Source organism: Vibrio kyushuensis, assembly GCF_050337325.1.
Taxonomy (GTDB): domain Bacteria; phylum Pseudomonadota; class Gammaproteobacteria; order Enterobacterales; family Vibrionaceae; genus Vibrio; species Vibrio kyushuensis.
Genome location: NZ_JAKJSV010000003.1, coordinates 159932 through 172406, shown reverse-complemented (window position 1 = coordinate 172406; position 12475 = coordinate 159932). Strand labels below are relative to the sequence as shown.

At 42.6% G+C, this 12475-nt stretch carries 12 protein-coding genes; all 12 read left to right on the top strand.

All coding sequences use genetic code 11. From position 1 onward, the window contains the following. Positions 1-10: 10 nt before the first annotated feature. The 12 genes from pyrH to lpxB all read left to right on the top strand — a co-directional run bounded on the left by pyrH (position 11) and on the right by lpxB (position 12475). Positions 11-742, top strand: coding sequence for a UMP kinase (gene pyrH, locus L4D20_RS07310; RefSeq protein ID WP_428800924.1), 732 nt, complete (start codon positions 11-13; stop codon positions 740-742). Between the two features lie 112 nt (positions 743-854). After that, a complete protein-coding gene (frr, locus tag L4D20_RS07305) occupies positions 855-1412 on the top strand; it encodes a ribosome recycling factor (RefSeq protein ID WP_428800923.1) in 558 nt (185 codons plus the stop codon). An 89-nt stretch (positions 1413-1501) separates the two neighbouring features. Next, on the top strand, positions 1502-2257 hold the full coding sequence (uppS, locus tag L4D20_RS07300) for an undecaprenyl pyrophosphate synthase (RefSeq protein ID WP_428800922.1): 756 nt from the start codon (positions 1502-1504) through the stop codon (positions 2255-2257). Positions 2258-2270: 13 nt separating this feature from the next. Next, positions 2271-3113 carry a phosphatidate cytidylyltransferase gene (locus L4D20_RS07295; protein ID WP_428800921.1) on the top strand — a complete coding sequence of 281 codons (843 nt, stop codon included), beginning with the start codon at positions 2271-2273 and terminating at the stop codon, positions 3111-3113. 135 nt (positions 3114-3248) lie between these two features. Continuing rightward, on the top strand, positions 3249-4469 hold the full coding sequence (gene ispC / locus L4D20_RS07290; protein ID WP_428800920.1) for a 1-deoxy-D-xylulose-5-phosphate reductoisomerase: 1221 nt from the start codon (positions 3249-3251) through the stop codon (positions 4467-4469). Further along, complete coding sequence (gene rseP / locus L4D20_RS07285; RefSeq protein ID WP_428800919.1) at positions 4466-5824, top strand: sigma E protease regulator RseP; 1359 nt, start codon at positions 4466-4468, stop codon at positions 5822-5824. The genes ispC and rseP overlap by 4 nt, the downstream gene beginning before the upstream one ends. A gap of 45 nt (positions 5825-5869) precedes the next feature. Beyond that, positions 5870-8284, top strand: a complete 2415-nt coding sequence (bamA, locus tag L4D20_RS07280) for an outer membrane protein assembly factor BamA (protein ID WP_428800918.1) — start codon at positions 5870-5872, stop codon at positions 8282-8284. A gap of 23 nt (positions 8285-8307) precedes the next feature. Beyond that, positions 8308-8808 (top strand): OmpH/Skp family outer membrane protein, encoded by a 501-nt coding sequence (locus tag L4D20_RS07275; RefSeq protein ID WP_428801273.1) that lies wholly within the window; start codon positions 8308-8310, stop codon positions 8806-8808. 5 nt (positions 8809-8813) lie between these two features. Further along, positions 8814-9845, top strand: coding sequence for a UDP-3-O-(3-hydroxymyristoyl)glucosamine N-acyltransferase (gene lpxD / locus L4D20_RS07270; protein ID WP_428800917.1), 1032 nt, complete (start codon positions 8814-8816; stop codon positions 9843-9845). Between the two features lie 127 nt (positions 9846-9972). Continuing rightward, positions 9973-10425, top strand: coding sequence for a 3-hydroxyacyl-ACP dehydratase FabZ (fabZ, locus tag L4D20_RS07265; RefSeq protein ID WP_428801272.1), 453 nt, complete (start codon positions 9973-9975; stop codon positions 10423-10425). Position 10426: 1 nt separating this feature from the next. Beyond that, positions 10427-11215, top strand: a complete 789-nt coding sequence (gene lpxA, locus L4D20_RS07260; protein ID WP_428800916.1) for an acyl-ACP--UDP-N-acetylglucosamine O-acyltransferase — start codon at positions 10427-10429, stop codon at positions 11213-11215. A gap of 111 nt (positions 11216-11326) precedes the next feature. Further along, complete coding sequence (gene lpxB / locus L4D20_RS07255) at positions 11327-12475, top strand: lipid-A-disaccharide synthase (protein WP_428800915.1); 1149 nt, start codon at positions 11327-11329, stop codon at positions 12473-12475.

The window sequence follows — 12475 nt, the reverse complement described above, 5'->3', positions numbered from 1 at the left end:
GGTAAGCTCCATGACTACAAACCCTAAACCAGCGTATCAACGTATCCTGTTAAAACTGAGTGGCGAAGCGCTACAAGGCGAAGAAGGTTTTGGTATTGACCCTGCAATCCTTGATCGCATGGCTCAAGAAGTAAAAGAATTGGTTGAACTTGGTGTTCAAGTTGGTGTAGTAATTGGTGGTGGTAACCTCTTTAGAGGTGCTGGCCTTGCTGAAGCTGGTATGAACCGTGTTGTTGGCGACCACATGGGTATGCTTGCAACAGTAATGAATGGCCTAGCAATGCGTGATGCACTACACCGTGCATATGTGAATGCTCGTGTTATGTCTGCAATCCCACTTAAAGGTGTTTGTGACGATTACAACTGGGCGGATGCAATCAGCCAACTACGTCATGGCCGCGTTGTGATTTTCTCAGCAGGTACAGGTAACCCATTCTTTACAACAGATTCAGCAGCGTGTTTACGTGGTATTGAAATTGAAGCTGATGTGGTTCTTAAAGCAACGAAAGTAGACGGTGTATACACTGCTGACCCAGTAGCTAACCCTGATGCAGAGTTGTATGATACTCTTTCTTATAACACTATTCTTGAGAAAGAGCTTAAAGTGATGGATTTGGCGGCATTCACGTTAGCGCGTGATCATAAAATGCCAATCCGTGTTTTCAATATGAATAAGCCAGGCGCACTACGTCGCGTGGTTATGGGTGAAACAGAAGGTACATTAATCAGCGATACTGAATAATGTGCATGCCAACATTGCAAACCAGCTGTGATGGCATATCTTATTTAAGCCCAAATTACTTTCTTACTACTAAGAACAAACTTATACCAAGAACATAAGTCAAGGTGATATTGTGATCAACGAGATTAAAACAGACGCGCAAGAGCGCATGGAAAAAAGTGTCGAAGCACTGAAAAATAACCTTATCAAGATTCGTACTGGTCGTGCACACCCAAGTTTGCTTTCTGGTCTTTCTGTAGAGTACTACGGAGCACCAACACCGCTAAATCAAGTAGCAAACGTTGTGGCTGAAGATGCTCGTACTTTAGCTATTACAGTTTTTGACCGTGAGCTTGCTCCTAAAGTTGAAAAAGCAATCTTAACGTCTGATTTGGGTCTAAACCCAATGTCAGCAGGTACGGTAATTCGTGTACCACTTCCTCCACTAACGGAAGAGCGTCGTAAAGACCTAGTTAAAATTGTTCGTGGTGAAGCTGAAGGCGGTCGTGTAGCTATTCGTAATATTCGTCGTGACGCTAACGGTGATCTTAAAGGTCTTCTAAAAGATAAAGAGATCTCTGAAGATGAAGATCGTAAAGCACAAGACGAAATTCAAAAGCTAACTGATGCAGCGATCAAGAAAGTAGATGATACGCTAGCTTCAAAAGAAAAAGAGTTGATGGAAGTATAAATACTTCGCCTCTTTATCTATAAAGCGCTATGTAAATGGCATAGCGCTTTTTTTATTCCAATCATTTCTAAACCACCGAACAGCCTTCTATGTCAAATACTCAGTTATCTACCGAAGCGTTACCTAAACATATTGCCGTTATTATGGATGGCAACGGGCGCTGGGCTGAAGCTCAAGGAAAGCCTCGAGTTTTTGGGCATAAAAATGGGGTTGCTGCAGTAAGAAAAACCATCAGTAGCGCTGCTCGTCTGGGCATTGAAGCTGTTACTCTTTTTGCGTTTAGCAGTGAGAATTGGCGACGTCCTGAAGAAGAAGTTGGCGTATTAATGGAGTTGTTTATCACTGTTTTATCGACAGAGATAAAGAAGCTACACAAGAATAATCTTCGCTTACGTATCATTGGTGACAAAAGTCGCTTCAGTGAACGCTTGCAGAAAAAAATCGCTCAAGCGGAAGAGAAAACCGCAGCCAATACTGGCATGGTGGTTAACATTGCTGCCAATTATGGCGGTAAATGGGACATTACCCAAGCGATGAAGAAAATGGCTTTAGAGGTTGAACAGGGCACACTTAACGCTGATTCAATCAATGAAGATCTTATTACTTCCCACCTTACAATGTCAGACATTCCTGAGGTTGATCTTTTAATTCGCACTGGTGGTGAATGTCGAATAAGTAACTTTATGTTATGGCAACTAGCTTACGCTGAGCTGTACTTTACTCCGGTCTATTGGCCTGAGTTTAGTGAGGATAGCTTAATTGAAGCTGTGACTTGGTTTGTTAACCGTGAACGACGTTTTGGTTGTACCGGTAATCAAATTAAAGCACTGATGGAAAATCAATAAAGGATTCATTAGTTTGAAGCAACGAATTATAACCGCACTTATTTTAGCTCCTCTTGTTATCCTCGGGATTTTCGAGCTTCCGTTGTATTTGTTTATTTTAACCATCGCAGCAGTGACTGGGATAGGTTTCTGGGAGTGGACTCAATTTGTTGAACATAAATCTCGCCAACGAGCACTCATTCCTTCAGTAATCGTAACGCTGATCAGCTTTGTATTGATCGCTTCTGATGCGACTAGTCTTAATACCATTCAACCTATTCACTACTTCATTTTAGGTATTGGTGGCGCTTGGTGGCTTTACTCAAGTGCACTTGCGATTACTTATCCGCGTTCTAGTAAAACGTGGGAACACTCTAATATTTTAAGGCATGCCTTTGGTGTGTTGACGTTACTCCCATTTTTATGGAGCGCTATTTTACTTAGAGCCCAAGGTATTGAGGCTGATGCCCACTATGGCGCAAAGTTGGTTCTATTTGTTTGCTTGATCGTATGGGCTGCTGATAGCGGAGCATACTTTGCTGGACGCGCTTTTGGTAAGCGTAAAATGGCACCATCGGTAAGCCCGAACAAAACGGTCGAAGGGCTGATTGGCGGAATTATTACAGCTCTCGTTGTTGCGTGGTTTACTGCAAAGTGGTTTGGTTTAGAGTTCTCTAGCCCCGCAGTGATGATCATTATTACCTTGGTTACGGTGATTATTTCAGTTCTTGGCGATCTTGTTGAAAGTATGTTTAAGCGCGTGTCGGGCATTAAAGACAGTAGTAATATTATACCGGGTCACGGTGGTGTATTAGACCGAATTGATAGCTTAACGGCTGCTTTCCCTGTTTTTGCTCTTCTTTACTTTATTTTTTAGAAGCACTGACTTTAATAAAAGATCAGTCTTTCTGAAAGAAAGTAATTTTTAAACCAATGGGTATCTTTGTATACCTATTGTCTGACTTTTGTACTACACAATCTATAGTCACAACTATTACGGTTTCAACTATTTATGGTTTCAACTACGCGTAAGCTAACAATTTTAGGTGCCACAGGATCCATTGGCGCAAGTACTTTAAAAGTTGTCGAGCAGAATCCGGAACAGTTTTCTATCGTGGCTCTTGCCGCGAGTCGAAATGTTGAGAAAATGCTAGAGCTTTGCCGCAAGTGGCAACCCAAATACGCTGTTATGGCCGATATGGATGCCGCTCAAAGGCTGAAAGCACAGTTAGCGTCAACTCACCCTCTGATTGAAGTGTTAGCCGGAGAAGAGGCTACTTGTCACGTCGCTGAATTTGGTGAAGTTGACACCGTGATGGCAGCCATTGTTGGTGCTGCTGGTCTACTCCCGACCATGGCGGCTATTAAGGCAGGCAAACGAGTACTACTTGCTAACAAAGAAGCGCTAGTGATGTCTGGGCAACTTTTTGTTGATGCAGTCAAAGTGCATGGCGCAGAGTTATTGCCAGTCGATAGCGAGCACAATGCTATCTTTCAATGCCTACCTAATGAAATACAAACCAACCTTGGACACTGCGATCTAAAGCAGCATGGCATTTCACATATTTTACTTACAGGTTCCGGTGGCCCTTTCCGTTATAGTGATGTCGCTTCATTAGCGCAGGTGACCCCAGAACAAGCTATCGCTCACCCTAATTGGTCAATGGGTCCAAAGATCTCAGTTGATTCTGCGACAATGATGAATAAGGGGCTTGAATACATTGAAGCCAAATGGCTATTTAATGCCACTGAACCTGAATTAAAAGTTATTATTCATCCTCAATCTGTTATTCACTCTATGGTTCAGTACCTTGATGGTTCTGTGATTGCGCAAATGGGCGCGCCTGATATGGCGACACCAATCGCTTCAGCCATGGCGTATCCGGCAAGAGTCCCTTCTAGTGTTTCAGCTTTAGATTTTACTCGTTTAGGTGAACTTACTTTTCTAGAGCCTGACTATTCTCGCTATCCTTGTTTAAAATTGGCTATCGATGCTTGCTTTGAAGGCCAGCATTTAACCACAGCTCTTAATGCTGCAAATGAGATTAATGTGGACGCATTTTTACAAGGTAGACTCGGTTTTACTGACATAGCCCGTATTAATGAAATGGTAATGTCCAAAGTATGTGCAACTGACTCTTATTTAGAGCCTTTAGACTTGGAAACCTTACTTGAGGTAGATAAAATGGCGCGACATATGACAAATCAGATATTACGAGAGCGTACAGCATGACTGGAATATTATGGAACTTTGCCTCGTTTGTCATTGCGCTGAGCATACTCGTAGCCGTACATGAATTCGGCCACTTTTGGGTTGCCCGCCGTTGTGGCATCAAGGTTGAAAAGTTCTCCATTGGCTTTGGTAAGTCGATTTGGAAAAAAGTCGCAAAAGATGGTACTGAATATAGCCTTTCGATGATTCCGCTCGGTGGTTATGTGAAAATGGTCGACACCCGTGTCGATGATATATCGCCAGAACAATACCATATTGCGTTTGATAAGAAGCCTTTACTACAACGAACAGCGGTAGTGGCTGCAGGTCCTTTGTTCAACTTTGCCTTTGCTATTTTCGCATATTGGTTAGTTTTTCTGATTGGTGTGCCAGCGGTTAAGCCTGTTGTAGGAGAAGTGACACCATACTCAATTGCTGCAAATGCAGGTTTAGAACCGGGTATGGAGCTTACTGCAGTATCTGGCGTCAAAACTGTAGATTGGGAATCCGTCAATATGGGCATTATTGCGCATATTGGTGACGATAAGCTTACTTTCACAGTTTCTGATGAAAACGGCATTGGTGTGGCTAAAATTAAGACACTTGATTTAACCGAATGGAACTTTGATCCAGAAACAGAGTCTGCTATGGGGACATTAGGTTTTCGTCCTTATACGCCAGAGGTATCGATGACGCTAGCAAATGTCTCTGACAATAGTGCAGGAGAACGAGCTGGGCTTTTAGTTGGCGATACTTTGGTTGCGGTAAATGGTGTTGAATTAGAAAACTGGAAGCAACTTGTTGAGTCGATTCAGGGGAATCCAGAGAAAGCCGTCGAGCTGAAGATTGATAGAGATGGTGAATCTTTGTTGATGACTCTAACGCCAGATAGGCGCGATGACCGCCAAGGAAAAACGATAGGTTTTGCTGGAATTGGTTCGGAAGTCTCAGAATGGCCGGAAAAATATCGATTTGAGCTGCAATATGGTGTATTTGAATCTATCGGCAAGTCGATTGAAAAAACAGGTCAAGTCATTGGATTGACCGCAACGATGCTGAAAAAGCTTGTTGTTGGTGATATTGGCTTGAATAATTTAAGCGGTCCTATTTCAATTGCTAAAGGTGCTGGTACTACCGCTGATTATGGCTTGGTGTACTTTTTAGGATTTTTAGCGTTAATTAGTATTAATTTGGGCATTATTAACCTAGTGCCGTTGCCAATGCTTGATGGTGGCCACCTACTATTTTTTGCTATCGAAGCAATCATTCGTCGCCCAGTACCAGAGAAGGTACAAGAGATGGGTTTCCGAATTGGTGGTGTAATTATTTTGTCAGTTATGGCAATTGCAATATTTAATGATTTTTCTCGCCTGTAAGCAGGGCTCAGGTTGTAGTGCAGTAAAGGAATAACTTAAAAAAATATGGCGATTAAAAAGATTCTATTTGCAACCTTGTTAGCGACAAGTGTTTCAGCAAATGGCGCAGAGAACTTTGTTGTTCAAGACATACAAATTGAAGGTTTACAACGTGTTGCACTTGGTGCCGCGCTGTTACAGATGCCAGTTCGAATCGGAGATGACATCGACAGCCAGAACGTTGCTGAGATCATTAAATCTCTTTATGCGTCAGGCAACTTTGAGGATGTACAAGTCCTTCGTGATAACGACGTCTTGGTTATTCAGGTTAAAGAGCGCCCGACGATTGCGAGCATCTCTTTTTCTGGTAACAAAGCGATTAAAGAAGAGCAGCTACAGCAAAACCTTGATGCTTCTGGTATCCGACAAGGTGAAGCGCTTGATCGCACAACACTATCGAATATAGAAAAAGGTCTTGAAGACTTCTATTACAGCGTAGGTAAATACAACGCAACGGTTCAAGCTGTTGTTACACCATTGCCACGTAACCGTTCTGATCTAAAATTTGTTTTTACTGAAGGTGTATCAGCTAAGATAAAACAGATTAACTTTATCGGAAACGAAGTTTTTGAGGATAAAGAGCTTGTAGGACGTTTTAATCTAAACGTTGATGTCGCGTGGTGGAATTTCCTCGCGGATGATAAGTACCAAAAGCAAGTGCTTGCGGGCGATATCGAAGCGCTACGTTCATTTTACCTAGATCGTGGCTACTTGAAATTTCAAGTAGACTCGACGCAAGTTGCAATCTCGCCAGATAAGAAAGGTGTATACATTACACTTGGCGTTGATGAAGGTGATGCTTACACCATTAGTGGTGTGGATTTCCGCGGTGAACTAATTGGTAAAAAGTCTGAATTTGAAGAGATGGTGCCATTTGAAGATGGCTCCGTTTATAACGGCTCCTCAGTAACGCAGCTTGAAGAAGAGATTAAGCGTGTTCTTGGTGAAGCGGGTTATGCGTATCCCCAAGTAAGAACCATGCCTGAGTTTAATGATGAAACGAACGAAGTTTCTTTGATCATTAATGTCGAAGCAGGTAACCGAATCTACGTTCGAGATATTCGTTTTATTGGTAATAATTCGACACGTGATGAAGTTATGCGTCGTGAAATGCGTCAAATGGAAGGAAGCTGGCTCAACTCTAAATCGATTGAAACCGGTAAAACACGTTTGAATCGTCTAGGTTTCTTCGAGACTGTTGATGTACAAACCGTTCGTGTTCCTGGTAGTGAAGATCAGGTTGATCTTGTCTATAACGTAAAAGAAGCGAACTCCGGAAGTATTAACTTTGGTGTTGGTTACGGTACCGAATCTGGTGTGAGCTTCCAAGTTGGTCTTCAGCAAGATAACTTCATTGGTTCAGGTAACCGTGTTGGTATCAACGCAATGATGAACGATTACCAAAAGAACATTAGCTTAGATTATCGAGACCCATACTGGACGCTTGATGGTGTGAGTCTTGGTGGTAAAGTCTTCTATAACGAATTTGAAGCATCTGAAGCGGGTATTGTCGATTATACCAACGAAAGTTATGGCGTAAGTATGACGCTAGGTAGTTGGGCAAATGAGCTTAACTTCTTCGAACTTGGCTCAGGTTATACGCACAACAAGATTGGTAACTTGTCTCCATATCTACAAGTTGAGCAGTTCTTAGCGTCTCAAGAGAGCAATATCGATAGCGATGGTGCACTGAATACCAACGACTTTGATATCAACATCTCTTGGACTCGTAATAACTTGAACCGTGGTTATTTCCCAACAGCGGGTAATCACCAACGTGCATTTTATAAAATGACCGTACCTGGTTCTGACGTACAGTACTTTAAAGTTCAGTACGATATCAGACAGTACTTTGAGCTGACTCAGAAAGGTGATTTTACATTATTGATGCGTGGTCGTTTAGGTTACGGTAATGGTTATGGTCAAACGGATGGACAAGATAACTTGTTCCCATTCTATGAAAACTACTATGCGGGTGGCTTTACAACCTTGCGTGGTTTTGGCTCAAACTCGGCAGGCCCGAAAGCGGTTTATCGTGATTACTCAGGCTCAAACAATGGTAATGATACCGCAACCGATGACTCAGTTGGTGGTAACGCGATTGCTCTGGCAAGTTTAGAGTTGATTGTACCAACGCCATTTGCCTCTGATGAAGTACGTAGTCAAATCCGTACGAGCTTCTTTGTCGATGCAGCAAGTGTTTGGGATACCGAATTTGATTATCGTGACTCTGGCGCTGATTATGGTAGCCAGTACTATTACGATTACTCTGATCCAACCAATTACCGTGCGTCTTATGGCGTAGCATTACAGTGGATGTCACCGATGGGCCCTCTGGTCTTCTCATTGGCATCTCCAATTAAGAGTTACGAAGGCGATGACAAAGAAACATTTACCTTCACTATTGGCAGAACCTTCTAATAAAGGAAACTATTTTGAAAAATATCATGAAAGCGGCTGGTGTTAGCCTTGTTGTATTAAGTTCTTCTATGTTTGCACACGCAGCAGAAGCGGCTCAAAAAGTAGGTTATGTTAACTCAGCTCAAATTTTCCAAGCACTTCCTCAACGTGAAGTTGTGCTGCAAAAAATGCAAGAAGAGTTCAAAGACAGAGCGGCTGAGCTGCAAGCTATTCAAGCTGAAGCACAGACAAAGATTGAAAAGCTAAACCGTGATGGTGAGCTTTTAGGTCCTGATGAAGTAGAAAAACTACGTATTGAAATCAGCCAGCTAGACAGCAACTTTAAGATCAAAGGCAAAGCGCTCGAAAAAGCGTCTGCTCGCCGTGAAGCTGAAGAGAAACAAAAATTGTTTCAGCTGATCCAAGGCGCAGTAGAAAAAGTAGCTGAGAAAGAAGGCTATGACATCATCATTGAAGCTCAAGCTCTGCAATACGCGAAGCCTGAGTTCAATATCTCTGAAAAAGTTATTGAATCACTAAAATAGATAATATGCTGAAATTAACCTTAGCCGAACTGGCAACCGTAACCGGTGGTGAGCTACATGGAGACGCTAATGCAGTCGTTTCGTCTGTCGCTCCTATGGACAAAGCTGGGGAAGGTAGCGTTACCTTCCTATCTAACGTTAAATACGCGAAGCACCTAGCTGATTGTCATGCGACAGTGGTCATGCTCAAAGAAGCGCAGCGTGAACACTTTCACGGTAATGTGTTAGTCGTTGATGATCCGTATGTGGCTTTCGCTAAAGTTGCTCAAGCACTCGATACCACGCCAAAGGCAGCTAACGGGATTGCTCCATCGGCTGTGATAGCTGAAGATGCAACCATTGGTGCTAATGTTTCAATCGGTGCGAATGCAACAATTGAGTCTGGTGTGACACTTGGTGATAACGTAGTTATTGGTGCAGGCTGTTTTATTGGTAAGAATGCATCAATAGGGGCAAAGACTCAGCTTTGGGCTAACGTTTCTATCTATCACGGTGTCAATATTGGTAGTGACTGCCTAATCCAGTCTAATACCGTGATTGGTTCAGATGGCTTTGGTTATGCTAATGAAAAAGGTGAGTGGATTAAAATCCCTCAGCTAGGCACGGTTAGTGTTGGTAACCGAGTTGAGATCGGAGCATGTACGACGATTGACCGTGGCGCATTAGACAATACGATCATCGAAGACAATGTGATTCTCGATAACCAAATCCAAATCGCCCATAACGTTCAGATCGGATATGGTACAGCGATTGCGGGTGGTACTATTATCGCTGGCAGCACGACTATTGGTAAGTATTGCATTATTGGTGGCGGTACGGTAATTAACGGCCATATCGAAATTGTTGATGGTGTGACAATTACTGGCATGGGAATGGTAATGCGAGGCATCTCTGAAAAGGGTATGTACTCATCAGGTATTCCTTTGCAACCAAACAGAGAGTGGCGAAAAACGGCAACTCGTGTTCATCGAATTGACGAGATGAATAAGCGTTTGAAGGCTGTTGAGAAAAAAATAGCACCGAAAGCGGAATCCTAATTCCAGTTTTCTTGCAAAAGGCTCGCGAAAAGCGAGTCTTTTTCGTCTATCATATTGACCAATAATAGATGGACCCATAATTTTTTAAGCTTTACGGCTTTTAGTTTTACAAGATAGGAATATGACTTTGACTAGTGAAAATAAAACGATGAACATTACTGAAATTCAGGAGTTACTTCCTCATCGCTACCCATTTTTGTTGATCGACCGTGTAACCGATTATCAAGAAGAAAAGCACTTAACGGCGATTAAAAATGTATCAGTAAACGAACCACAGTTCACCGGTCATTTTCCTCAAATGCCAGTCTTCCCTGGCGTGCTAATCTTAGAAGCAATGGCGCAAGCTACAGGCTTACTTGGTTTTAAATCTTTTGGCGCACCCGCCGATAATGAGCTTTACTACTTCGCAAGCGTTGATAAAGCAAAATTCCGCAAGCCTGTAGTGCCTGGCGACCAAATGATTATTAAAGTAGAGTTTATTAAAGAGCGCCGTGGTATTGCTGCCTTTACTGGTGTTGCAACGGTTGACGGCGAAGTTGTTTGTTCTGCCGAGCTAAAATGTGCTCGTCGAGAGTTCTAATATGATTCATGAATCCGCTAAAATTCACCCATCAGCAGTCATTGAAGGTGATGTGACAATCGAAGCTAACGTTATTGTTGGCCCGTTTACTTACATTTCAGGCAAAGTGTTTATTGGTGAGAATACCGAAGTTATGTCGCATATTGTCATTAAAGGCAATACGACTATTGGTAAAGATAATCGCATCTTCCCGTACGCGATTATTGGTGAAGAGAACCAAGATAAGAAATACGGTGGCGAAGAGACGACTGTCGTGGTTGGCGATCGTAACGTCATCAGAGAAAGTGTTCAGATCCATCGTGGAACTACGCAAGATAAAGCGACCACTGTGATTGGTGACGATAACTTGCTTTGTGTGAATGCTCACATTGCACACGATGTTATTGTTGGTAATCAAACTCACATCGGTAATAACGCTATTTTAGGTGGCCATGTGACGGTAGGCGATTACGCTGGTGTTATGGCGCTGTCTGCGATTCACCCTTTCTGTTCAATTGGTGCTTACGCATATATTGGCGGCTGCTCTGCGGTTGTCCAAGACGTGCTACCGTATGTGTTAGCGCAAGGTAACCACGCAACACCATTTGGGTTGAACTTAGTTGGTTTGAAGCGTAACGGTTTTGAAAGAACGGAAATCCGAGCACTACAAAAAGCGTATAAAGAGATCTACCGAACTGGTAAGACTCTAGAAGAAGCGAAGCCAACATTAATTGAAATGGCTGAAGAGTTCTCTTCTATTAAACCGATGCTAGACATGCTTGAAAATTCGGAACGTGGCATTATTCGATAATAATTATCGACGAGTGCCACTAAAAGATCGCTGCTCTCCGGCGATCTTTTTTGTTTTAGGTAGCAATGAAATTGAGTGTTCATACCACGCGAAAATATTGTATAGGACGATATGATGAAAACAGATAGACCACTACGAATTGGCATTGTTGCTGGTGAGTTATCAGGTGATACTTTAGGTGAAGGCTTTATTCGCTCGGTTAAGGCGAAATATCCGGATGCTGAGTTTGTTGGTATAGGTGGTCCAAAAATGATCGCTCAAGGCTGTGAGTCCCTATTTGATATGGAAGAGCTTGCGGTCATGGGTTTGGTTGAAGTTCTTGGCCGTTTAACACGCTTGCTTAGTGTGAAAAAACAGTTGGTACAGTATTTCGTTCAAAATCCTGTTGATGTTTTCGTTGGAATAGATGCTCCTGACTTTAATCTTAGATTAGAGAAAACGCTCAAGGACAAAGGTATTAAAACCGTCCATTATGTTAGTCCTTCTGTTTGGGCTTGGCGACCAAAGCGCATCTTTAAAATCGACGCTGCAACAGACCTAGTTTTAGCTTTCTTGCCATTCGAAAAAGCGTTTTACGATAAATATAATGTCGCCTGTGAGTTCATTGGGCATACATTAGCTGATGCGATTCCTTTGGTTAGCGATCAGTTTCAAGCCCGTGAATTACTAGGCTTAGAGCAAGATCGTAAGTGGTTGGCGGTACTGCCGGGGAGTCGTGGTGGTGAAGTCGGTCTAATTGCAAAGCCATTTATTGAAACCTGCCAACGCATTCATACAAAGTACCCTAATATGGGATTTGTGGTTGCAGCGGTCAATAAAAAGCGCCGCGAACAGTTTGAAGCGATTTGGAAAGAGACTGCACCTGAGCTTGAGTTTGTCACTATTGAAGATACGGCTCGTAACGTGATGACTGCCTCTGATGCTGTACTACTTGCCTCTGGTACAGTCGCTCTTGAATGCATGTTAGTTAAGCGTCCAATGGTTGTTGGTTATCAGGTGAATAAACTGACCGGTTGGATTGCACAAAAGCTATCGATAACCGAATTTGTCTCGTTACCAAATGTCTTAGCGGGCAAAGAATTAGTAAAAGAGTTTATCCAAGAGGAGTGTCACCCCGATTTCCTTTATCCTGCAATGGAGAGGGTATTGGAAAGTGATAATTCTGAATTGATTGAGAAATTTACAGAAATGCATCAATGGATCCAAAAAAATGCGGATCAACAAGCTGCAACTGCAGTACTAAAACTAATAGAGAAATAG